This is a genomic window from Scytonema sp. UIC 10036 (assembly GCF_009725235.1).
In genome coordinates this window covers 28669-53543 of sequence record NZ_WJFC01000060.1, presented here as the reverse complement: position 1 = coordinate 53543, position 24875 = coordinate 28669, and the positions used below count along the sequence as shown (strand labels likewise).

Annotated in this window: 16 protein-coding genes and 2 pseudogenes; 7 read left to right on the top strand and 11 right to left on the bottom strand. The window is 41.6% G+C overall.

Going from position 1 to position 24875, the window contains the following annotated elements; all coding sequences use genetic code 11:
* Window positions 1-3: 3 nt before the first annotated feature.
* The 5 genes from F7734_RS26325 to F7734_RS26305 form a co-directional block, all read right to left on the bottom strand.
* Window positions 4-2259, bottom strand: coding sequence for a TOMM precursor leader peptide-binding protein (locus tag F7734_RS26325; protein ID WP_155747582.1), 2256 nt, complete (start codon window positions 2257-2259; stop codon window positions 4-6).
* Between the two features lie 240 nt (window positions 2260-2499).
* Complete coding sequence (locus tag F7734_RS26320) at window positions 2500-3117, bottom strand: hypothetical protein (protein ID WP_155747581.1); 618 nt, start codon at window positions 3115-3117, stop codon at window positions 2500-2502.
* Window positions 3118-3213: 96 nt separating this feature from the next.
* A complete protein-coding gene (locus F7734_RS26315) occupies window positions 3214-4716 on the bottom strand; it encodes a hypothetical protein (protein ID WP_155747580.1) in 1503 nt (500 codons plus the stop codon).
* A gap of 796 nt (window positions 4717-5512) precedes the next feature.
* Complete coding sequence (locus F7734_RS26310; RefSeq protein ID WP_155747579.1) at window positions 5513-7786, bottom strand: AAA-like domain-containing protein; 2274 nt, start codon at window positions 7784-7786, stop codon at window positions 5513-5515.
* Window positions 7787-8110: 324 nt separating this feature from the next.
* Window positions 8111-9529, bottom strand: coding sequence for an AAA-like domain-containing protein (locus tag F7734_RS26305; protein ID WP_347566286.1), 1419 nt, complete (start codon window positions 9527-9529; stop codon window positions 8111-8113).
* Window positions 9530-10023: 494 nt separating this feature from the next.
* Between F7734_RS26305 and F7734_RS26300 the strand changes: the two genes are divergently transcribed.
* Window positions 10024-11619 (top strand): IS200/IS605 family accessory protein TnpB-related protein, encoded by a 1596-nt coding sequence (locus tag F7734_RS26300; RefSeq protein WP_155747578.1) that lies wholly within the window; start codon window positions 10024-10026, stop codon window positions 11617-11619.
* A 111-nt stretch (window positions 11620-11730) separates the two neighbouring features.
* On the opposite strand, the gene F7734_RS26295 is transcribed toward F7734_RS26300, so the two are convergent.
* The 3 genes and pseudogenes from F7734_RS26295 to F7734_RS26285 all read right to left on the bottom strand — a co-directional run bounded on the left by F7734_RS26295 (window position 11731) and on the right by F7734_RS26285 (window position 14139).
* Window positions 11731-12816, bottom strand: a complete 1086-nt coding sequence (locus F7734_RS26295; protein ID WP_155747577.1) for a spermidine/putrescine ABC transporter substrate-binding protein — start codon at window positions 12814-12816, stop codon at window positions 11731-11733.
* 10 nt (window positions 12817-12826) lie between these two features.
* Window positions 12827-13006: pseudogene (locus F7734_RS26290) on the bottom strand (four helix bundle protein); the annotation flags it as partial.
* Entirely contained in the window at window positions 13006-14139 is a 1134-nt protein-coding gene (locus tag F7734_RS26285; protein WP_155747576.1) for an ABC transporter ATP-binding protein, read from the bottom strand. The gene F7734_RS26285 and the pseudogene F7734_RS26290, both read right to left, overlap by 1 nt.
* Window positions 14140-14353: 214 nt before the next feature.
* On the opposite strand from F7734_RS26285, the gene mrdA (F7734_RS26280) reads away from it, so the two are divergent.
* Window positions 14354-16168, top strand: a complete 1815-nt coding sequence (mrdA, locus tag F7734_RS26280; protein WP_155747575.1) for a penicillin-binding protein 2 — start codon at window positions 14354-14356, stop codon at window positions 16166-16168.
* A 317-nt stretch (window positions 16169-16485) separates the two neighbouring features.
* Entirely contained in the window at window positions 16486-18285 is a 1800-nt protein-coding gene (mrdA, locus tag F7734_RS26275; protein ID WP_155747574.1) for a penicillin-binding protein 2, read from the top strand.
* 37 nt (window positions 18286-18322) lie between these two features.
* On the opposite strand, the pseudogene F7734_RS26270 reads toward mrdA (F7734_RS26275), so the two are convergent.
* Both F7734_RS26270 and F7734_RS26265 read right to left on the bottom strand, forming a co-directional pair.
* Window positions 18323-18823 (bottom strand): annotated as a pseudogene (locus tag F7734_RS26270) (HAMP domain-containing sensor histidine kinase); the annotation flags it as partial.
* A gap of 263 nt (window positions 18824-19086) precedes the next feature.
* Complete coding sequence (locus tag F7734_RS26265) at window positions 19087-19896, bottom strand: M15 family metallopeptidase (protein WP_166482160.1); 810 nt, start codon at window positions 19894-19896, stop codon at window positions 19087-19089.
* A gap of 102 nt (window positions 19897-19998) precedes the next feature.
* On the opposite strand from F7734_RS26265, the gene F7734_RS26260 reads away from it, so the two are divergent.
* Window positions 19999-20919: an AEC family transporter gene (locus F7734_RS26260; protein WP_155747573.1), complete on the top strand. Its 921-nt coding sequence runs from the start codon at window positions 19999-20001 to the stop codon at window positions 20917-20919.
* A gap of 101 nt (window positions 20920-21020) precedes the next feature.
* Here the strand turns inward: F7734_RS26260 and F7734_RS26255 are convergent, their stop codons facing one another.
* Window positions 21021-21533, bottom strand: coding sequence for a phosphoribosyltransferase (locus F7734_RS26255; RefSeq protein ID WP_155747572.1), 513 nt, complete (start codon window positions 21531-21533; stop codon window positions 21021-21023).
* Between the two features lie 169 nt (window positions 21534-21702).
* On the opposite strand from F7734_RS26255, the gene F7734_RS26250 reads away from it, so the two are divergent.
* From F7734_RS26250 to F7734_RS26240, 3 genes are all read left to right on the top strand, one after another.
* Window positions 21703-23145: an MFS transporter gene (locus F7734_RS26250; RefSeq protein ID WP_155747571.1), complete on the top strand. Its 1443-nt coding sequence runs from the start codon at window positions 21703-21705 to the stop codon at window positions 23143-23145.
* A 200-nt stretch (window positions 23146-23345) separates the two neighbouring features.
* A complete protein-coding gene (locus F7734_RS26245) occupies window positions 23346-24026 on the top strand; it encodes a HEAT repeat domain-containing protein (protein ID WP_155747570.1) in 681 nt (226 codons plus the stop codon).
* 180 nt (window positions 24027-24206) lie between these two features.
* Window positions 24207-24776 carry a phycobiliprotein lyase gene (locus F7734_RS26240; RefSeq protein WP_155747569.1) on the top strand — a complete coding sequence of 190 codons (570 nt, stop codon included), beginning with the start codon at window positions 24207-24209 and terminating at the stop codon, window positions 24774-24776.
* Window positions 24777-24875: the final 99 nt, after the last annotated feature.

The following is a 24875-nucleotide window of genomic DNA, read 5'->3' as shown; positions in this document are numbered from 1 at the left end:
AAATTACATCCACATGGGTATTGGATTCAGGAAATCTTCTGGTATCGGTTCTTTCAACCAACCCAGTTCTACTGGAACATCATAAAGTCGTCCTGGTGCTAAGCGCTTCCAAAAGTGGCGCATTCTAGGAATTATAACTTTAACAACTTTCAGTCCGATATCAGGACGGGTCTGGTCTAAGACTAGCATTTCCATGCCACGTTGCTCTACAATTTGCTGGCAGAGCTTAATATCATCAAGAAAATTATCATTTTTTTCTATATAAGGATAATCAAAGGGCTTTTTGAGGGCAGCACTTTTATCTGGTATTAAGTATGGTTGATTTTCCAGCGTTGCCGTTTTCCACCAATGGAGAACGGGTGGCTCAGCAGAGTTAGCATATTGAGTTATGCCATTGGCATCAGCAGTTAAGACAGCAGGAAGAATTTGGTTCATTTCCGTCAGCGCTCTTTGAACGGCAAGCTTTGGATCGAAGTGAGCACCAAAACCCAATATGATGTCTTTAACCTGGCATTTGCTTTTGTAACTTATTGCGGCAAAGACAGGAATATTCAAGTCGCTGGTTATATCAAGAACCCAAAGTTCGCGATCGAGCGATTGGTAGTAATGTCTCAAGTCTTGAAAATACGGCTCGTCAAAACTCTCCAAATCTACTGCCGCTCTTTGAGTACGATTGTACCACCACAAGGCAACACTGTCTCGCTCTACCAATTCCATGAAACCTTGTACGATCGCTTCTTCTAAAGTATTGCCTGCTGCACACCCATTAGTGTCTGCCCAACAGTCTGGCTTATAAGGCATGGGATAGCCAAAATAACAATAAGCGGTTGGTAGATACTTGAAGTCTTGGTAAGTTAATGACCAAATAGGTGTCCATTCAATTTCTCTTTCTTCATCAAACGGTTCAGGAACCCTCTGAAAAAAACTGCCACAATGAGCGTTCCACACCTCCCGTTCATCATATTGAGCTTGGCTGAAGTTCATGCAGGTATTGGGATGGATAGCCTTGTTGTTCATTTTTCGGTAACTGCTCTTGACTCTGATTTCGTCCCCCTGAAAAACGCCAGAGTACCTTTCAATAGCTTCGCAAAAACCACTTGCTCTTGCTTGAGCTTCTGTTCTCCCTTTTCCTGCACTTCTGCCTCCAATATTCTTTTCTAAAACACTTAAGTCATCAAACACTGAGGCAAAATGATGCTTGGCGAAATAGGTATGAGTTAAACTGTTCGCGTCGAAGGAGAGTTTGCCCAAATCTCGCACTACTCCTATAATAGGGCTTATATGGTATCGATACCGTTCAAAGGTGGCTTCTGGCGAAACGCAGCGATGTCCGCCATCAGCCGTAAAGGTTTTTTTCCTGTTTCCAAGTATCAAAGGTACGGGTTTCAAATGCTGCTGTTTAAGAATGCCACAGCTATGGCACTGAGGACGTTTGATGAGATAATGTTTTTGTGTCTCTAGTGTAATAGTATCATGGGTCACTAGTATCCCTTCGAGGCGCTTGTTTTCTGCCTTTACGATCCACTGAAGGATTTGAGTTGCTGCCATTGTTATGGCAGTTTGTCGTGTTGAAGGTAAGTCAGCCAGTGGTGGCGTTAAAGGTGATGAAACATTATTGCGTCTTTGGATAAATCCTTCAACTGGGCGGTTACCTTGCAAGCGTTGGGATAGGCATTCCCAACAACCTGTTTTTTCAGGATGAAAAATCGGTCCCATCCAGATAACGGTTCCTATTGGTTTGACCAACATCCAAGGACGCGAGCGCTCCAAGTTTTTTTGGTTAATTTCGACCAATTCTGCTTGCAAATAGTCGTCTGTTAAGACAACTTCAAAGTCTCCCTCTTTTACAATTTGAATTTGCAGCGATTCGAGAGTAGCAATCAATTCCGATCCGGACAGTTCTCCTAAAGCTCTGACAGTCACTCTAGTTGTTTGTAATCGGCGGTGGGCATCTTCATTGTTAACTTTCAAATGCTCGCAAAACACAGCTATATTTGAAGGCAAAACCTCTTCATGTTCGACAATATAACCCTTTTGCTCCAATTCCATAAGCGCGTAATAGATGTAGGGCATCGGTAGCTTATCTTGGAGTTGCTGAATAATTTCATCCACAGTTTGATTACCATCAAGCAAGGGACATAATAACTGGTAGATGCGATCTTGAAGTACAATCGTGTCTCTTTCAGACACGAGGAACACTCCTTCTGTCTCAACTGTTTCGATGCGAAAGCAAGTCTTAAACTTAGGTTTTCTAAACATATGCTATTTAAAGTTGACAGTAAAATGCCCAAAGATAAATTTTTTATATAAAAAAAGAGGTAGAATCAAAAAAATTAATTTTTTTGTTTATAATTTCTACCTCTTTATCATTAGCTCAAATAAATTAAATATAAAATGTTTTTAAGCTCGTAGTTACGTTGTCTTTGGGCTTAAAGCAACTACAAACATTTTATATTTTTTTACTTTGAACTACTTAGCATTCATTAAATTTCTGGAAGTTTAGGAGCCAGAAACAGGAATATAAACAGATGGAGGGAGGTATTCACCGCTATTGTTGTCTTTTATCCACTGATTCAATTGTTCTTCTGTGACAGTAAATTCACTCAATTCAGGACGTGGTGGATAGGCAATAGTAGCAAGGTATTTTGCCTGATTTGCTTCATCTTTGCGAATTCTACCAGTAAAGGAATCTACTACTACCTCAAAGCGAAACTCTTGTATGAGAGGATCGGTAAAAATGTAGTCGTTTGTAGTCAGTTTTCGGTAAACATCAGATAAGGTCAGTTGAATATCTGGTGCAGTTTGATTGGCAATTATAACTTCTTTGATAATTTTGCTTGTTTCTTCTGCTAATTGAGCTGATGGGGGATCGCCATACTCAATTGCTGCCAGACGAGCTAGGGCTTGTTTTTTAAGAATGGAACTGAAATAATTCTTGAGTTGTTGCTCTTCCTTTTTCTTTGCCTCATCTCCATCAAATGCCAAAAAAGTAGTCCATGTCCAAGCTATAATTTGAGTCCATTGCTTGATAATAATCCGAATCTTTGCGATATTTTCTGGAGTGCGTAACTCTTCAGGTAATGATGTCATGTAGGTTGTATTAGACTGTTCTGCCATTTTTAAAACTCCTTAAGTTGGTTGATTTTAGATATCAAAACAATCAAGTTTAGCTAGAAAACGGTCATTGGGTAGTAACACTAGCCCTAGAACGATCTATTGAGTGTTTGTCGGGCTATAATTACTAGGATTAGCTCTACCTATTGGGAAACTAAAGTCTGCGTAAGGATGATTACTAGCTCGCAGTTTTGCTCCGGTATGGCATTCTATGCAACTACTATTTGGGATGTAGGGTTCTATAGCAACATTGGCTAACGGGGACTTTGGCGTAACGTCCCTGAGATTTGTGTTGTACGGCAGACTAGGGTTTGTTAGCCACTGAGTACCAATGAGTTGGTAGTATTGCCAGACCGATGATTGAGAGATTTCTGTCAATGCTTCTTGCCAGTGCTTATTCTGTTCCAATCTTTGAGAACTGAGCGATGAATTTGGTGAGCGAGTTATCTGTGACGGAATTTGATTCTCAATTTTGTCTCCTACCTTTTTGACAGCATGGGGAGCCTCTTGACGCCAAAGGTATGGTTTTTCTACATATGGCTTGTTTTCTTTACAGTTTTCCTTACAATCTGGGTTGTACAGCGTGTAACGAGTCCGGCTTGAAGTGTTATCGGGAACATTATCTACCTGTTCAAAGGTAGACCAAATCCACCCCTGCTCACTCGTTTTATGCTTAATATGAAAGCCTATTAAACCTACCTCAACTATCTGACTAAATTCCTGACCGATATCACTACAAAGTGCGTTACCTTCTGTACATTCGGTTGACTGTGCTGGGATCGTCCTCTGTCTCTTAGTTGTGTAGTAACGAGCTTTCTCCTCGTTAGATGTCTGTGGAGCGAAAACTCGCCAAGCGGCTTTGATCTCAATCGCACCTTCTTTCTGATACGTGCTGCAAGGGACATTGAGCAAATTGGCGTTTGCATCTTCGCTACACACAAGCGCAAACTTCTTGTCTTCGTTATTGAATTGTTGTAAGTTGACAGCGTCATACCACTTGTTTTCAACAATTTGGTTGAATTCTTGTGGGTTAATGTATGCCTCCATAATAATGTAGTTGCCTTGCTGGTCAACAAGGGGTTTATTTGCATTTGTACCCTTTTCGTTGCCATCTAGTTTCTCTGACTCTGTCAGTTGTAAGCTTGAGTCTTCTGTCTGTAAACCTCTTTCAGAGATAAGACTTAAACAAGTAAAAGGTTTAGTTGGTTGTGTGGATGGTTCTTTTCCTGCTGAAAGGAATATCGTCTCTGGAGTATGATAGAACTCCCAAACACGGGGAGCATTTGGAACCTCACCAATTTTCTCATTTCGTAAGGGTTCTCCTTGCTGACAATCAGCAGGCCAATTTAAAGCAAGGAAAACCTGCCAAGCAAAATTGTCGATAAAATCTACTCTTGGTGTGTTGGGATAAAGCGACTGTTGTTTAGCTAAATTGGGATTGTGTGGAATTTCAGAAGTGATTTCTGGTTTGAATTGTAACAGGCTCTGACTCTGAAGTTCTTTGTTGGTTTGAGTGTCTGCCAGCCCTGTCGAAACACAACCTAAGACCACAATTGAAATAGAGATAATTGAAATGAAAATGAGATTTCGAATATTTCTCATATCGATTGTGTTGCAGTGATTATAATTTATGCCGCGCTATATCGTCGGTACAGCAGTCAACCAGGAGAGCAAAAAACCCGGTTGCTTTCTATTGCAAAGCTTGATATCTCCTATATGTACAAACACACCATAGCGTGCATCTACAAGAAAACGGGTTATTCAGCAACTACCTCGAAGGACACCTTTAATGAGTACAAGCCTGTATTAATAGCAATTATTCTGTAGAAAATGGGTTAATTTTTTGCTCCATTCGACTAACAGTTTTAGTAGAACTCAAACTACAGTCTTGATTGATAGTATTTAGGGATTTGGCTTCTTTTACTTACACCCGTAATGTAATACCCAAGTACAGAATACGTTTATTCTACATATTACAGAACATAAGCTTCTGTAAAAGTTACATTTTTTTATATTTCTAGTAGATATGAGTTTTCTATGAGTTTGATAGAACAAAATTTATATATAATACTAATTTTGTTTATTTCTAATAGTTTGTTTGATTAGACAATCTTTATCTGCAATTCTAATAAGTAGTTCAACTTTAAAAAAACATAAATGTTCGTAGTTTCCCTGTTATCGCTAAAGTTTAATTTGTTTGCTCGACTTAACTACAAACATCAAAATTGCAAAATATAAAAACTAAGTAGCTGTCATAAACTGCGTGCAGCAAGACGTATAAAATGGGCAAATATGCCCTATCCTCTATTTTCAAGTCAGCTAATGATGGAAAAATTCCACAACCAAACATGAAAAAGGAAAGTTCTTCACTCTCTACTCCCTTTTTCAAACTCATCAATTACTTGAAAAGAGGAAACTTAGACTGAAAATACTCACGATATAACTGACAACTGGGAGTTACTTTATTGTTATCCAATTTAATCAACCCCATACTACTGAGCTTATAAGCAACAACAGATTCTAACTGCACGGCTTCAGTAGCATTTATCACTGTCCGAAGAGCAGATGCTAATTCTGGCTGTGCTTTCAATATTTCCCAATGACGCTGCAAGTGATGGTAATAAATGCTCGTGGATGTAGAAGCACTTCGCAGCAGTTGTGCCAAAGTGATTTGTTGCTGACTGAGATGATAAAGTGCCAAGTGTACAAGGGCTGGATGTCCTCCAACCATCTCCATTAAAAGTTCGACTTCCAAACCATCCTTCCAACACAATCCATAACATAGCGCTAACTGCTGGACTTGCTCAAAACTAAAGCCCTTTAACTGAATCGGAAGCCCGACATTGAAAGGGGACTGATGAAATTGCAAGGGAACGTACACTTCTGTAGAATGAACTACGATCAGACGCAGCTTTTGCCAAATCGGTCGTCTTTTCGCTTCTTCGTACCAAGATCGCAACAACGGCAAAAATTCTTTCGCCACCTGTGGATGCTCAAAAATTTGGTTCACCTCATCCAAAGCCAAAACCACAGGAGAATCAATTTGTTCGAGTATGTAGTTTCGCAAGTAATGCGAACAACTGACTTTACTCCCAATATCTTCATCCCAATAGTCATCCAACTGTGGTGCTATCTGAAGCTGACGGGAAATATTAGCACACAGCCAACGTAAGAATCGATTCAAATCGCTCAGAATTTCTCGGTCAATTTGTTCTTCTAAGTTCAAGCTGATGGTGCGGTAGCCAATGCAGCTGGCATATTCCAGTATTCTTGACAACAGAGAAGTTTTCCCCATGGACATTGGAGCCTTAATCCGAATTAAAGCTCCCGGTTTAGTAATTTCTCTGCAAACTTGTGCGCTAACTACAGTGTTTTCAACATAGTAAGGAGAGTCTAGGGGAACAGAACCACTGGGATACGGAGGTAATAGGTCTTGATGGACATTAATGGGTTGGGAAAAAACTTGGGTGGCTACGGGCGATCGCATTTCTGGTTGCATCCCCCTAAGATTAAAACTAGGAGTTAATGTTGGCGAACTCACCATGTCCTCCCACTCAATCCGAATCCCATCCTGCAACCAAACTATTGATGGTTCGGCTGGGTTTTGGAAAATAATTGGTAGCCAAGTCGCACAAGGATATTCTTTCTCTAACGCTTGCAATCTTTCTCGTGCAGAACGTACTGCAGCATATAAGGATTTACCAGAGGAGAACTCAGTTATAAAATACCTTAAAAATTGTTGAGCAACCACATCTGGAACAGCCTCCCGCATCACGATCGCTTGAGGTATGTTCAAATCTTCGAGTTGTTGCGCCAACCCCAAACCATCGCAGGAGTTAAAAATTGCGAGTTTTAACCCACGTCCCATCGCTTCCTTAAGAGCATACCTAAGTTTCTCAAGGGAAATTGTATCTGTGGGGTTGATTTGTAGAATTCCTTCGTCTTGACTGGAACTATGACCTGCAAAAAAAAGAATATCCCAACCTTCCTGCCAAAGATGGTCATTCAAATCGCGTAAGTTTGGCTCAACTAAAAATTTAATTTCTGCTCGATGGGTTAATTTTTCTAAAAATATCCTATCATGACTGATATCAATTCCTTGCGCGTTCCCAAAAATCGCCAGAATTTTCAGTTGAAACTTTCGATGATTAATGGGAAATTTATTAGAATTTTGATACTCTGTTGCACTTAAAGCTACTTCTCCATAGGGGTAATCCTCAAAAAACTCCCACAAATGCCAGGGCAGACGTCTCAATAAAGGATCGTTTGTTTCGATAATGAAGCGAATTTCATCCGATGGTTTTAATTGTGTACGTAATTGCCGATCGATTTTACGAAATTCTCTAGAGTCCAACCATGTATTTAGTCTTTTTGACAGCTTTTGAGATAATTTAGCGATATCAACCTCAGAAACATGAGTGAGTCCCACTTCTGAAATTTCAAGATAATCGTCTGTTTCAAGACTGGTACGCCAACAACTCAGGCGTTGATAGAAAGCATAGTAAAGTGCTTGCCAGTTTTGATAGAGTTCTAAAATTTTTGGTGCTGCTGGTAAACTAGCATTAATTTTCATCTGGTAGGAGTTGCTGGCTTCACCAATTTGTGCAGTGACAGTAGCAAAGCCATCACGCAAATTTCCCTGACCCAAGCTTAAAACAACTAACCTACTCATAATTGTTCAATTTCGTAATAGTCAATTCTTGACCTATGAGACTTACTCACAGTTTGCCAAAATTGATTTGTATTAACAATTGCTTTAACTGTGATAACTGTTTCTTTAACAATAGAACAATCTATGAAATTAATATTATTTTTCCATTGTTTGCACTTCACTTTATTTCAAATGGTTTTATATACTTATTATCATACTCATTCCAGGCAGTACAAATTGTTCTAGTAAAGCCTGTTATCCTCCTTTCAACTAATTTTCCTGACGCTCCCCAATTACCACAAAAATTTTTAATGCGAACTTTCTGATGGTTGTATTTACTCAGAATTATACTAGCTTTTTCAAGGTAGGAGAGGAAAACTTTCGCTGAAAATACTGCCGATACAACTCGCAACTAGGAATCGAGCGATCGTTTTCCTGCTTAATCAATCCCATATTACTCAGCTTGTAAGCGAGTACGGGTTCTAGTAATACAGGGTTCGTGGTCTGTATGACCCTTTCAAAAGCAGATACGAGTTCTGGTTGTGCCTGTAAAGCAGCCCAATGACGCTGCAAGTGATGATAGTAAATGCCCACTGGCGTAGGAGCATCTTCAAGAAGTTGCGTTAAAGTTATTTCACCACCACTCAGGTGATATAGTGCCAGATGGACTAGTGCTGGATGCCCCCCAACCATATCTGTGAGAAATTTTACCTCATTATCATCTGCCCAATCAATCCCATAATTTTGGGATAACTGCTGTACTTGAACTAGATTAAAGTGCCTTAACTGAATCGGCAATCCCACATTAAAGGGTGATTGATGAAGTTGTAAAGGAACATAAACTTCTGTGGAATATACGACAATCAGACGCAACTTTTGCCAAATGGAATGTCTTTTAGCCTCTTCGTACCACGATCGCAACAAAGGAAAAAATTCTTTTGCCAGTTGCGGATGTTTAAAAATAGGATCGACATCATCCAATGCCAGAACTATTGGAGAGCTAATACGCTCAAGCACTTGATTCCGCAAGAAAAGAGAGCAGCTGACCTTACTACCCAAATCCCAATTCCAATAGTCGTCTAGTTTTAGCTCAAGTCCTAATTGCAAAGAGATATTAGCACACAGCCACCGCAAAAATCGCTTGAGGTCGCTTAAAATTTCTCCTTCAAGATGCTCCTCTAAATTTAGGCTAACGTTAAAATAATCAAGATTCTTAGCGTACTCTAGAATTCTTAACAGCAGAGAGGTTTTACCCATCTCCCTCGGCGCTTTAAGCCGAATTAAAGCTCCTGGTTTGCTAATTTCTGCAAACGCTTGTTCCTGAATAGCAGTATTGTGAATATAATAGGGTGAATCCACAGGAACGGAACCACTCGGAAAGCGAGGGGATTTTTGTTTATTTGTCAAAAAGTGAGTGGAAAGTTGTTTTGACGGAGCAGTTCTTGTTGGAAAAGCTTGTGCAGTTGCATAAAACTCTAACAGCGCCCGACAGTTTTTTTTGGTCACGCGCCTACCAACAATCAAAGATAGTTTTTGGCATAACCCTGGAGCAACAACATTAGTCAAGTAGCCAGGACTATATCCTCCTGCTTGAGCCATTTGACCGTAAGTTTGACTCTGCCAAATACCTCGCAGTATCAGGGTCTCTGTATCATTCAGAGGACGGTTTTGGGTTTCCAATAGCTTGTGATTTACAATTGCAAGTAGAGAATCAAGAGTCATGAGAAATTGGGTACTAATTTCCTGCCTGTAAATTAAATTCACCGCTTTGCTCTTAAAGCTACAAGCGATACTAACTACAGGGAATCTTATCCAAAGACCCTCTTACTGCCTGAGATTATCAATCTCGACCACAACCACGGAAGACATATTACAAGCTATGGTACCGTTTTCTCTGCCTAAGTTGAGCAAGCGCGTAATTAGTTTTTTTTATATGTAGTTTGGTAGCAAGCACCTTGGAAAGAGCTATCTTAGGGCTAGCAACTGTTAGCTGATTGCTACCCACTTCTACCCATTGTTAGTCGTCTTTGGGGAGATCTGATATGAGTTGATCGACAAAACCTCTTAATTGCTCAAGCCAGTTGGGAACTGCCTTGAGTTTCTCCCATTGACATGCATCGACCTTTAAAGCAAATAGGTTTGCTGTTCTTAGGTTCATCCCCATAGGGCAACGCACCTAGTTTATGATTTTTGGGAAATGGCATTGACATCTCCTGCGTATATTGATACAATATACGATGCGTTGATAAGTCGAAGCAATGCCTCAAGTTTATCAAACTTATGTCACTCAAATTTCTAATAATTTGTCTGGGGAAATATTTGCTCTTGATATGTTGGAGCAATTTTCACCTATAGCAGCATCCATGTCACAGATGGTCTTAGCTGGCTTAGAAAGTGACATGAAAAAAGAAAAACTTAATTCTTTAATTCAAAATACATTTAACGTTAATAAACGTCACGCCAATAGTGTGATTAATTTTGTCACTGGGGAATTAGACTCAGCTGAAAAATCTTACAAAAAACATCTTGAGATATTGGATGCCAAAATTAAATTAGTTAAGCAGGAGACGGAAAAGTTAAATAAAAGACTCAAAGCTCATCGGGAATACGTCCGGACAGTAGAAAAACGTAACTTAGCAATAAAATCCCCACAAAAAACTAAAACTGGGAAACTAAAGAAAGTGTCCCCTTTAAATAAAAAGCCGGAATTTGATGATGCCTGCCCTATTAATGGCAAGTCTCATGGCAAGACTTACTTGCAACTAGCTAAACAACAGTTACATCAAAAGAAGCGTCAACTGAGGATGTATCTAGATCGCAAGTCCAGAGTGCTCCAGGGTGGTGTCAAGGTAAATTTGGGGAATTTGGGTCAAGTGGCTTTTGTAGGTAGTACCAACGAAACTAACAGTAATCAAATCTGTCAGCTAATTCCAGATGTTATTCCACAGTTGAAAATTCGTGTTCCTTATTTTTTAGAAGAAACGTTTGGAGCGCAAGTACAGTTACCACTCTACAAAATTAATCCTCATGGTTATGACAAGATAGTTACTGCTTGGGCATTAAACCAGGCTCTCACTTATGTGTTTAGTAAAAATCCCAAAGGGAAATGGGTAGTCGCTATTACCTGTTTAGTAGATTTTGCTATTACTAGTAACGAAAAATCGTTGGGATGCATTGGCTTAGATATAAATCCGGACTCTGTTGGCTGGTGTGCGACCAACTGTCATGGGAATCCTGTAGCTTGGGGAAAAGTCAATTTAGATTTACATTCATGCTCAACCGACCAAACTGAAGCAAGATTGGCTGGTGCCATTACAGAACTGACCAACAGAGCGCTAGCTACTAAAAAGCCAATTGTGATTGAGAAGTTAGACTTTTCTGAAAAGAAGAAACAATTTTCCAGGGGTCGTAAGTACAATCGGATGCTATCCGGTTTTGCATATGCTAAGTTCAAAGAATTGTTAAAAGCTAGATGCTTAAAATTAGGCATCAAAGTGATTGAGGTAAGTCCCAAATATTCTAGCCAAATCGGCGTTGTCAAATATATGAAACGCTATGGTATGGGAAGTGATAGCGCCGCCTCTTTAGTTTTAGCGCGTCGTGGGATGAACATTTACTATGAGAGAATGCCAGTGAGATACGCCTTTCAGAGTTCGATTCAACCCGAACCTCGTCAGCACGTCTTTGCATATTGGCAGAGATTCAATAAGTATTACTTGAAGCTAGGTTCTCGTCATGCTTGGTTCGGTTTACCTACTCTCACAGGGTCTACAGGCGACAGCTTGGTGAACACCGGAAATTTTGGGTTTCCAAAGCTTCAGCACAAGCATGGGAGTGTATGCCCCGTCTGGTAGTGAAGGTGTGAATCCTTCTGGGGAGGAAAGATTGACCGCTATCTTTCCGGTTGACCACATTTATCCACTTGTGGGTAAGTTTGGGTAGACTTTATTGAGCGGTGAGTGACACTAACCACTAGTTAACTCAATCCAGTAACGTTCGTAAAGCGCTTCAACTTCTTGACCCAAAGGAGCCAGACGTTCGCACTTTGTTAAAATCGCTTCTGGGGGAAACAAACTAGAATTATTTTGTATTTTCTTTGGCAATTGCTCAAATCCAGCACGGTTGGGAGTGGAAAGAATTAAAGTTTGGCTCATTTCAGATGCCACTTCCGGTCGTAAGATTAAGTTAATCCAAGCATAAGCTGCTTCAATATTGGGGGCTATTTTGGGAATGACGACAGTGTCAGTCCATAAAGAAGAACCACTTTTGGGAATAACGTATTTAAGTTTGGGATTTTCTTTAATAATTTTAACGGCATCTGATGAATAACACATTGCTAGGAGCAAGTCTCCTGCAATAATTTGATTGCGCCATGCATCAGTTGTAAAAGCAGCAATATCTGGTTGAAGAACCTTTAGCGTGTCAAAAGCTTGTTTAATTTCATTTTCATTTGTTGAGTTATAAGAATAACCAAGCATCTTCAAAACTGCACCCATGACTTCTCGGAAATCGTTCATTAACGCCATCCGCTTTGACAGAAGTTGTTTGTTCTCCCAAAGATAGTCCCAGTTCTCAGGTGGAGTTTTTAGCTTTTCGGAATTATAAATAAAACCTGTGGTTCCCCAACTAAAAGGAATACTATGACGGTTATTGGGATCGTAGATAGGATTTTGAAACCTGGGAAATAAATTATCTAGTCCGATTATGCGATCGCGTTCCAATCTTGTCAGCAATCCCAAGTCTACCATTTTCCGTACCATATAATCGCTTGGGTAAATCACGCTATAGGCACTACCACCGCCCGCTTGGATTTTACTGAGCATGGCTTCATTGGAATCATACAAATCTGCCAATACTTTGATCCCCGTTTGAGCGCTAAAAGTTTTTAGTAAATCCTTGTTAGTGTATTGTTCCCATGTGTAGATGTACATTTGGTCGCGGGAACCTGTCGTAGCGGATGCACGCACGTTCCCAAGCCGCCAACCGCAGCCTGCTAGGGACAAGCCAGATAGCGCTGCTATTCCTCTAATAAATCTTCTTCTGTTTGTCATTTGTCATTTGTCATTTGTCATTTGTATTAGGTACGTTCCCAATGGAGTTTAGATATGAATTTAATTTGGGCGCTAGTTCGTTAATGATTGTTTTCATTGAATTTATCTGTTCCGTTGTTAGGAGATGGCGTTTGTAAGCTCGTCTTAACCAGTGCTGAGTTTCATTCAAGGAGCCTCTCGCAATCTTGACTATTGACCATTGACTAAAGCCAAACAATCACTTTCTATCCACCAAGCATAGATAGGAGTTTCACGATCTGGCAAATTAACAAACGTATTAGGTTGTAAAACATTAATCTGTAAACCGTTTATCAATTGCACAACATAATTGATGTGCGTTCCCAAATACATAATGTTAACTAACCGTCCTTCAAAGCAGTTATTTTCTACGCTGGGTTTATAAAGAGATAGCTGTATTTTTTCAGGGCGCACGCTGACAATTACAGCTTGTGATAATTCGGTGGGTGTATTTTCCTCACGAGTCACAACAATGGAAAGCCCTGTTTTTGTTAAAATTTTAACGTTAGAAGCGTCCACACCTGTGATTTCACCAGCCAATAAATTGGTATCGCCAATAAAATCAGCAACAAATACTGTTTGGGGTTGTTCGTAAATTTCGCTGGGAGTCCCCACTTGTTCAATTTTACCTTGATTCATGACAGCAACCCGATCCGATAAAGACAGCGCCTCTTCTTGATCGTGAGTCACCATAATGAAAGTTAAGCCCAATTCTTTGTGTAAATTGGACAGTTCAACCCTCATTTCTTTCCTCAATTTTAAATCAAGCGCCCCAAGGGGTTCATCTAGAAGCAAGACTGCAGGGCGGTTGACGATCGCTCTTGCCAAGGCTATCCTTTGCTGTTGTCCCCCTGACAGTTGAAGAGGAGAACGCGATCGTAAACCCTCCAACTTTACCAATTCTAGAGCTTGTTTGACTCTGCTTTCTATTTCCTGCTTGCGGAATTTTTTGAGACGCAGTCCAAAAGCAACGTTCTCCCACACATTCAAGTGGTTAAACAGAGCATAACTTTGAAACACAGTGTTAACAGGTCGGCGATATGGGGGAACACTAGTCATAGACTGACCGCGAATCAGCACTTGACCTGCATCTGCTCTTTCAAACCCAGCAATAAGCCGAAGTGTGGTCGTCTTTCCACAACCAGAAGGACCAAGGATACTAAAAAATTCTCCTTGTCGAATATCCAAGTCTACTCCGTGGACAGCAGGTTCCTGGTTAAAAAACTTAAAAACGTTAAGTAACTCCACATCTAGTGGTTCAAAACCTGCAGTTCCCCCTTGATTCTGGATTAGAGTCTGAGCCATAGTACTTGATTTAATCCTGAGAGTATAAGTGTTTTTGTTAATGGAAGTAGTCGATTAGGCAAATGAGAAGTTACACTTTGGTTTATTCTATCGGTCAAAAACAACTTACAGAAAAATATACTGTTAAGTTTATTTTCCCCGTAAATACACTTATTTCTATTTTTTCCGATCGTTTTATATCAAAAAGAATTCTTACTGATAATGGTATTGTTTTATGGCTTCTTTAAAATCATCTGGATTTAGTGGATTTCTCGGAGATAAGGGCTTACGGACTGTTGGAAAAAATTACCAGTCTATATTTTTTATCATATTTACCATTGCGATGATGGCTGGTATTAACGCTCGCTTAGTATATTTACAAATTGTTGAAGGTCCGAAACTGCGACAAAAAGCAGAAGCAAACCGGATACGGACAATCCTCAAACAACCAGAAAGAGGTAACATTTTCGATCGCAATGGCAAACTGTTAGCAACAACGCGCTATCCCCGTTCTGTGTACTTGTGGCCTATGGCGCATAAAAAACCATCATGGTCGGTGGTCAGTTCGCGTCTCGAGCAAGTTCTTAAAATCTCCAAAGAGGAGATGGAAGAGAAATTAGACCAAGCCGGTCCGGATGCAACAAATTTTGTGAGGATAGCACGCGACCTGAATGAAGCCAAAGTCACGGCTATAAAAGAGTATGAAAACGAACTCTCTGGCGTTGAAATTCATACAGAAGCAGTACGCTATTACCCTCATGGTAAAGCCATAGCCCATGTTATTGGTTATACACGTGAATTAACCCAAGAACAGTTGAAAAAGAAGAAACAAGAAGGTTATAAACTTGGAGATGTCATCGGTCAAATGGGGGTAGAAAAGGCGTATGAAAAGTTGTTGCGAGGAGAATGGGGCGGTCAACAAGTAGAAGTGGATAGCAAAGATCGTCCAATTCGCGTGTTGGGAGAAAAACAAGCTCGCGCAGGCAATGATATTCACCTAACTATAGATTTAGATTTACAAACAGCAGCTGAAAAAGCTTTAACATTTCCCAAGGGTGCCATTGTGGCGATCGATCCAAACAACGGTGCTGTCTTGGTACTAGTATCTCACCCCACCTTCGATCCCAATATTTTTTCCAAACAACAGCTCACTCAAAAAGACTGGGAAAGCGTACAAGGGAAAAACCATCCCCTTGTCAATCGCGCCCTGAGTGCTTTCCCTCCCGCCAGTACCTTTAAAATCATCACCACAACTGCGGGATTGGAATCGGGAAAATTTTCTCCTGGTACGGTGCTGCAAACTTACGGTTCCTTAACCATTGGTGGCGTAACCTTTGGAGAGTGGAACCATGCTGGATTCGGACCCTTGGGCTTTCCAAAGGCAATGGCAATGAGCAGCGACACCTTCTTTTACCAAATTGGTAAGGGAGTTGGCGGTCCTACCTTAATCGAATGGACTCGTAAGTATGGCTTTGGCAAGAAAACTGGAATTGAGTTGACAGACGAAGAATCGAAAGGATTAGTTCCAGATGATAAATGGAAGCGCAAAGCATGGAAAATTCCTTGGACTGTGGGTGACACCATTAATATGTCCATCGGACAAGGTGCGCTACAAGTCTCGCCACTGCAAGCAGCTATTATGTTCTCTGTTCCAGCTAATGGTGGTTATCGAGTCAAACCCCATCTGCTTAAAGACCACGAAGAATCAAAAAAATGGCGAGAATCATTAAACATGAAGCCAAGTACAATCGGAATTCTTCGAGATGGACTGCGGAAGGTAGTGACTGAAGGGACAGGTAAGCGTTTGAACGTACCATCTATTGCTCCAACATCTGGAAAAAGCGGTACTGCTGAGGCTGGAGTTGGTCGTCCCAATCATACTTGGTTTGGGGCATACGCTCCAGCAGATAAGCCAGAAATTGTGGTGGTGGCGTTTGGTGAAAATTCTGGTGGACATGGAGGTAGCGATTGTGGACCTATAGTTTTACAAGTCTTAGAGGAGTACTTCCACAAGAAAAATCCAAGTAAGTATAAAAAATTTGAACCATAGAAATTACAAATATGGGCAGAGGGCAAAGGACACAGGGCAGCTATGAAAGAAATAGTATAAAATTAGCAAGGGTTTATCATGGTTCACCGATCTGGAATTACAATTCGGACTAATTTTTTGGTAAATTCTGCAATTTTCCTGAAATGATTCCTATATGTGTATTCTGCTAAGCAGATTACGGGTGACACTTTGGTTTATTCTTTAGCTAAAACATATTACATAAAACCGCACTACTCTAGTTAGTTTCCTAAAAACTAGGTAAAATTTTAGTGTAATCCTATACAAATACTCCCGTTCTTGCAATTCCTGCTGATTATATGGCACTACTGCAATCACCTCAACCGCTAGTTAAAAAAAGAGAAACACGTACCGTTGGACGCGGTTCTCAGCCTTTATTTTTAATCATATTTACCTTACTACTGACTGCGGGGATTGCCACTCGTTTAGTATACTTACAAATTGTTGAGGGACCAAAATTTCGAGAAAGAGCAGAGTCCAATCGGATTCGGATGATCCCCAAACAACCAGAACGAGGCAATATCTTCGATCGCAATGGCAAACTGCTAGCTACGACTCGCTATCCTCGTTCCGTGTACTTATGGCCCATGGCACACACAAAACCATCATGGTCGGTTGTCGGTCCGCGTTTGTCAAAAATTCTTGATATGTCTGAAGACGAGATTATCAAGAAATTAGAAGAGGCTGGTCCAAACATGGCTCTTGTGCGGATTGCCCGCAACCTCAACGAAGCGGAAGTGACTGCCTTGAAAGAGTATGCCAATGAACTGCAAAGTGTAGAAATTCATACGGAGGCTGTCCGCTATTATCCTCACGGGGAAGCTTTTGCCCATGTACTAGGTTATACACGAGAATTGACATTAAAACAGTTGAGAGAAAAGAAAAAAGACGGCTACCGACTTGGTGATGTCATCGGTCAAATGGGTGTAGAAAAGGCGTATGAAAAAACACTGCGGGGTGAATGGGGCGGTCAGCAAGTGGAAGTGGATGGTAAAGGTCGCCCAATTCGGGTATTGGGAGAAAAACAAGCAAAAGCAGGGAACGATATTCGCCTGACTTTAGATTTAAACCTACAAAAAGCCGCTGAAAAAGCTTTAGGTCGTCGTGACGGGTCTATTGTTGCCCTCGATCCACGTAACGGTGCTGTTTTAGCAATAGTATCTCACCCCACCTTCGATCCAAATATTTTCTCCAAGCAAAAACTTTCTAAAAAAGATTGGCAAACCGTACAGGGAGACAACCATCCTTTGCTCAATCGGGCTGTCAGCAGTGCCTATCCACCCGCCAGTACTTTCAAAATTGTCACTACAACAGCTGGGTTAGAATCAGGTAAGTTTTCTCCCAACACCGTACTGCAGACCTATGGTTCTCTGACAGTTGGTGGGGTGACTTTTGGAGAATGGAACCATGCAGGATTCGGTCCTCTAGGATTTACAGGGGCTATGGCATGGAGTAGCGATACATTTTTCTACCAAATTGGTCGGGGCGTTGGTGGTCCTACTTTAATTGATTGGACGCGGAAATACGGGTTTGGTAAGAAAACAGGAATAGAGTTTGTCTCTGAAGAAACCAAAGGGAACGTTCCTGACGAAGCATGGAAGCGAAGAGTCTGGAAAATGCCATGGACTGTGGGGGACAGCATTAATATGTCTATCGGTCAAGGGGCTTTACAAACGACACCGCTACAAGTGGCTGTCATGTTTGCTGTTCCAGCCAACGGTGGCTATCGAGTGAAACCGCACTTACTGAAAGACAACGAAGAATTGAAAAATTGGCGGGAATCGCTAAAGATGAAGCCAAGTACCGTGAAAATTTTGCGCGACGGCTTGCGAAAAGTGGTGTCTGAAGGTACGGGGAAAGCACTTAATGTGACCACCATTCCTCCATCTGCTGGGAAAAGCGGTACTGCTGAAGCATGGAAGCGGCGAGTCAAAGCAAACCACGCTTGGTTTGGTGCATATGGTCCAAGTGATAAGCCAGAAATTGTGGTTTTAGCATTTGCCGAACACTCTGGCGGTGGTGGCGGTAGCGTTGCGGCTCCTATGGTACTGCAAGTTATGGAAGAATATTTCCGCCACAAATCTCCTGGTAAACATTAAGACACCTACGCAATACATTTGAGGTGTTTTTGCCAGCTTATTCTTTCACAGGTAACAAAATTGTAAACTCTGTTCCTTGACCTAGTGTAGAGTGTACGCTTAGGTATCCATTATGTTTTTCCACTACAATTTGACGGGCGATCGCCAGTCCCAATCCCGTTCCTTTGCCAACAGCTTTGGTGGTAAACAAATGGTTAAAAATTTTGGCTGATACCTCTTGTGTCATCCCCTTACCATTATCGCGAATCCGGATTTGTACCCAGTTTTCTATCGCCTTTGTATAAATAGTAATTTGTTGCGGATTAGCTTGACTTTCAGCAAACGACCGAGTTTGAGCCATCTCATCAAACACGTCAATGGCGTTTGCCAAAATGTTCATAAACACTTGATTGATTTGACTGGGGAAGCATTGGATTTGAGGCAACTCGCTATATTCTTTAATAACATCGATCGCAGGGCGGTGTTCGTTGGCTTTGAGGCGATATTTGAGAATGAGGAGAGTGCTATCGAGTCCGTCGTGTATGTTAGCACTCACTTTACACTGAGCATCGGTTTGAATGACAGCAGCTTCAGCACGTTTGCGATCGCTAATATCTACAGCTACTGAAATACCACCTAAAACCTGACCCGTGGCGTCAATCATGGGAGCGTTAAACCATTCACACACAAACCTATGACTCATTATTTGGTTCTCAGATGAATGTTATCATAGATGTAGGGGCGCAATACCATAGCGCTCCTACAATCGAGCGTATTCGATTCAATTATTGCTCTCTATGCAGCTTTGTGCAAACGGTAACGTTATTTTTCTTGGGCTGGTTTGTAATTCTTAGCTCTGTAAAAAGTTTCCAAACTACCGCGATCGCCTACGAAACGCCAATGCCAAGGCTCATAACTCACTCCCTGAGGATTCCCTTGAGGAAATGACAACTCAAAACTAAAACGGGCTGCATTTGCTTGCAACCACTGAAAAGCTTTTGTTTTTTCAAAATTAGTATTGAGATTAGTCGATGGTGCAGCTCCATCGCCAATATCTACAGCGTAACCTGTATGATGTTCGCTATGACCGGGAGGGGCGCTCACAGCCGCCCGTTGTGCGGGTGTCTGGTTTCGCTGAGCACCAACCACAAAAAATAACTGTTCTTGTTCTTGCATGGAGCGAAAACCGGAAATTGGAACTAAAATAACCCCCGAGCTTCTTGCTGCTGCTGCCATCTCTTGATATTTTTGAGCAGCAGTGGCTCTCAATTTGATACGTCCATCACCAGTAATCGGTTTAAGTTCAGCTAAAGGGGCTTCCGAGTAGGAAAAATGCCCCAAAACTAAATCTTCATTTATTTCAGAATTTCGAGATTCTTGCGAAGTTGCAGAATTTGGACTTGCAGGAGCAAGTTTGGAATTACTTGGTTTTTTAGATTCAATAAAAAGAAACAACGAACCACTCAACAAAGCCAGCAGGACAATTCCTGCTACTCCTCCACCCAACCAAATGAACCATCGGAAGCGCACCTTGGTTTCTGCATCAGGAGTATCGCGTAAAGCTGCCGGGATATCCTCACTTTTACTAGATGGTGTGCCCTGTGGTTGTTCGGGAAAACCAGCATTACTCACAAGTCCACTCCTGCCTTTTATAAATAACCATAAAAATTGTAAACTAGATATAAGGAAACGAAATTAGGTAATATTTTGCATCTACTTATATAAGTCCCAGTTTTGATTAAACTCTTAGAACTCTACCTTTTGCTAGTGGGTCTAGTCCTTTTAGGATATATCCTGGGACGCAAGTCACCCGCCACAGTTCCTACCCTAGTTGGTCGATTCCTTTTCTGGGTAGGAGTACCGATAAGCATTGTAATTTTTTTACGAAAAGCTGACTTGTCGGGACCGATATGGATTGCACCAGCGATCGCCTTCTTAGCCATTTTACTAGGGGCGTTTTTAGCTTGGCTAGGAATTAAAGGACAAACCCATTTGACCAATACTACACCCCAGAAACCGACGCAAGGTAGTTTTATCTTAGCGGCAATGGTGGGTAACACAGGTTATATTGGCTATCCTGTCACACTGTCAATAGTTGGCACTCAGTATTTTGCATGGGCATTATTTTACGATTTGCTGGGATCGACATTAGGAGCTTACGGATTGGGTGTTGCTCTAGCAGCCCGTTTTGGCGATACTGCCCAAAGTCACAAGCAAGTGCTCCAAGCTATTCTCATCAATCCAGCTTTATGGAGTTTTGGATTTGGTTTCCTCTTCCGACAGGCTCAAATTCCCCAACCCATCGATTTTCTTTTGGAGAAATTAGCGTGGTGTTCTGTTGCCATATCCCTTGTATTAATCGGGATGCGGCTGAGCAAACTCAATTCTTGGCGAAGTTTCCCAAGAGCCATCATCAGTGTGGGGATCAAAATGTTAGTTGTTCCCTTATTAGTTAGCAGCATTATACCTTTGTTTGGTTTAACGGGAGCAGTAGCACAAGTTATTTTGCTACAAATGGCAATGCCTCCAGCCTTTGCCACATTAGTTCTTGCCGAAACCTTCAACCTGGATCGAGATCTTGCTGTCACTGCATTAGCAATGGGAACTGTGCTACTGCTGTTTACTTTGCCATTTTGGATAGTTGTTAGTGGATAGTGGATAGTGGATAGTTGTTAGTGGATAGTTGTTGACAACCAACAACCAACAACTAACAACTAACAACTAACAACCAACAACTAACAACCAAACACTATCCACTATCTACTAACCCTTTCGACCAAATCCGCAGGATTCATTAATTCGTATGGTTCAAAAGGTTGGTGTATCCAGGGGTTGTCTGGTAGGTAATCGACGTAGTAATCCGGTACTATAACAGAGCAAGCTTTGCACCAGAGGACAGCTGTCCGAATATCTTCTATGGGAGAATCGCTGTTTTCCCGTAACCATGGAATGCACTGTTGAAGCGTAATCCCAGAATCCACCAAATCATCCACTAAAAGAATGCGCGAACCCAAATGTTCAGTTGTCATGGTTATGTGGCGAGAAAAGATGAGATTTCCTCTCTCTTGCTTTCCCGAACCACTGTAAGATGATGTTGCCAAAATTGCCAAAGGCTGCTTATAAATGCGGGAAAGAATATCTCCAACCCTCAGTCCTCCTCTCGCAAGACAAACAATCTGGTTAAATTCCCACCCAGACTGGTAGACTTTAGCAGCCAGTTGTTCAATTTTTCGGTGATAATCTGACCAAGAAACGTAAAGGTCTGGCATGTTGGTTAGTGGTTGGTGGTTAGTGGTTAGTGGTTAGTAGGGGCGCTCTTGCATTGCGCCCGTACAGTGGTTAGTGGACAAATGACCAATGACAAATGACCAATGACAAATGACAAACGACACTGGACAATATGCAACATAGTTGATTTCATTATAAGTATAAAGTTTTATGAACAATTCTGACTCTGATGGCTATGCCCAGCAAACTCCGGAAAGTGAAAAGCTAGACTTAAGTACCAAATTAGCTTTTGGTGCTGGAGATTTGGGTACGGCAATTACTGCTATGATTGGGATTTCTTATCTATCACCGTTCCTTACTGATGTTGCAGGTTTGCAACCCCAATTAGCAGGACAAACTCAGCTTGTGGGCAAAGTGTGGGATGCAATCAACGATCCGATGGTGGGGGTGTTGAGCGATCGCACTCAAAGTCAGCAGGGAAGGCGTTATCCCTGGATGATTTGGGGAGCAATTCCCTTTGGAGTGTTCTTTTTTTTGCAGTGGATTGTCCCTCATTTTAGTAATAACGAAAATGCGAATCAGTGGGGCTTGTTTTGGTATTACACTGCTATTTCAATTTTGTTTAATGCATTTTACACGGTTGTTAATTTACCATACACTGCTCTCACAGCAGAATTAACTCAAGACTACGACGAACGCACCAGTCTCAACAGTTTTCGCTTTAGCTTTTCCATTGGCGGTAGCATTCTTGCTCTCATAATTGGTTTAGTCATCTCCCTAGTCGTTCCCGATAACAAAAGTACACAGTATTTACTACTAGGAGCTATCTGTGCCATTGTCTCAGTGTTGCCCTTGTACTGGTGTGTTTGGGGAACTAAAAGTCGCGCTCAAGCTGTCGCAAAGCAACACCCACAACTAGAACAAACAGTTTCTATTCCTTTTCTACAGCAACTTAAAATCGCTTTTACAAATCGCCCTTTCTTATTTGTAATAGGCATTTATTTATGTTCTTGGTTAGCAGTTCAGCTAACAGCTGGTATTATTCCTTACTTTGTCACCAGTTGGATGCGCCTTCCCCAATGGCATATTAGCTCAGTACTCTTGGCAGTGCAAGGAACCGCTATGGCTATGCTATTTGTTTGGAGTGGTATCAGTAGACGTTATGGCAAACGAGCCGTGTACTTTATGGGAATGGGTTTGTGGCTAATTGCTCAGAGTGGGCTTTTTTTCGTACAACCCGGTCAAATTGTGTTGATGTACGTTTTAGCAGTTTTAGCAGGTTTTGGAGTATCCACAGCTTATCTTGTTCCCTGGTCGATGCTACCTGATGTGATTGAACTTGATGAATTAAACACAGGACAGCGTCGGGAAGGCATTTTTTATAGTTTCATCGTGTTTGTGCAGAAAATCTGTTTGGGATTGGCTGTGAACATAGTCCTGCAAAGGTTAGGTGCAGCTGGGTATATTAAACCTACAACAGAAATCCCGCTACCAAACCAACCAGAATCTGTATTAGATGTCATTCGCTTCTCTATTGGTCCCATACCAGCTATCGCTTTAATTCTTGGCTTAGTTTTAGCTTATTTTTATCCCCTTACCCGCGAGCTACACGCGCAAATCGTGCTGCAACTACAAGAACGGCAAAATAAGTGAGGGGATGCTTGGATGCGTGGATGCGTGGATTGTAAAAGCTATTTAATTCTCCTGCGGACTCCATGTCCCCCGTGTCTCCCGTGTCCCCCTTGTCCCCAGTCCCCAGTACGGATATACACACTGCTAAGGCGATCGCATTTGCCTGAGAATTTGTAATAATACTTAATACAAACAGAGATAAGAGAAATACCTTAAACTAAATGGCGACTCCAAGCATACAGGAAATTTCCACCCAGTTGGAAAGTGAGAATTTACGCGATCGCATGGTAGCCCTTGCATCTTTGAGGGAAGTTCCTGCAGAAGACGCAGTGCCTTTGATTAAGAAAGTGTTAGATGACGAATCCATCCAACTGCGATCGATGGCAATCTTTGCTCTAGGCATCAAGCAAACAGAAGAATGTTATCCTCTTCTGATCAAAATTCTGGAAACAGATCCAGATTACGGTATGCGTGCTGATGCTGCTGGTGCTTTAGGCTACTTAGGAGATCCAAGAGCCGTTGAGCCGTTGATGCGTGCATTCTACGAAGATACTGATTGGTTAGTACGCTTTAGCGCTGCCGTATCGCTTGGTAATCTTAAAGACCAACGTGCCCGTGATATCCTTATTAAAGCTCTCGACAGCAAGGAAGTAGTTTTGCAACAAGCTGCGATTTCAGCGCTTGGAGAAATTAAAGATGTTGAGTCTGTAGACTTGATTTTACGCTTTGCCCAGTCAGAAGATTGGTTGGTACGCCAACGTCTTGCAGAAGCTTTAGGAAATCTTCCCACCCCCAAGAGCGTCTCTGCCCTAAAATATCTGGAAAAAGATAACCATCCACACGTTTGTGAAGCATCAAGAATTTCTTTGAAGCGACTTGAAGAAGCAGGTTATCAAGCTTGAGAGAAAATAAATAAAACCGCAGCCCGTAGCAGACGCACGCGCATAAATCTTTCTTCTATCCGCGTTCATCTGCGTCGAGGGTGCGGTTCAAGATTTAAAATCGATTAACTTGCACACCTCCTGCTACCTTTAAAATAAGTGGGAAAAGAGAAGGATTGTGAAGAAAGGTAGATTCTTTCTATGGATATAAAAGAGTTTTTTGAACTAAGTGGTGGGAAATGGTTTTCCCATCGTACCAGTCATCATTTGGCATTTAAGCAATCGGAAGATGGTAAATCGGACATTGTAATTGAATCTTTAGCAAAAGATCATCCTGAAGTCATCAAACTTTGCCAGCATAACGAAATCGATCCAAGCCTTGCTTCCTGTGGTGCTAGGGTAACTTGGAATGGCACGATGGAATGGGATGAAGAAAAGCATGCTGGTTCCACAGTGTTAGCTGTTGTACCAGATGAAGATAATCCCAATGAAGGTAGGTTATTGCGGGAAATGGGCTATGCAGAGAAAGCGCCCGTTGCGGGACGCTATAAGATGGGCAGTGATGACACCTTAACTCTGATAACAGAGTACGAAACGATGTGGTCTGAGGAACGTCTTTGGTTTGCCAGTCCCAATTTGCGGATGCGAGTTGGTACTCTAAAGCGGTTTGGCGGTTTTAGCATGGCAACCCTAACGACTGAAATTCGCATGGGTGGAGGTCAACCTGCAAAAGCGACGGAAGCAACTACTTCATTGACACTTGACAAATGACACTTGACCAATGACCAATGACCAGTGACCAGTTATCATGACTATTGTTTGCGCGTTTTGAAACAATTCAAATGCAGAGCAGTTCAATCCAAAATCCAA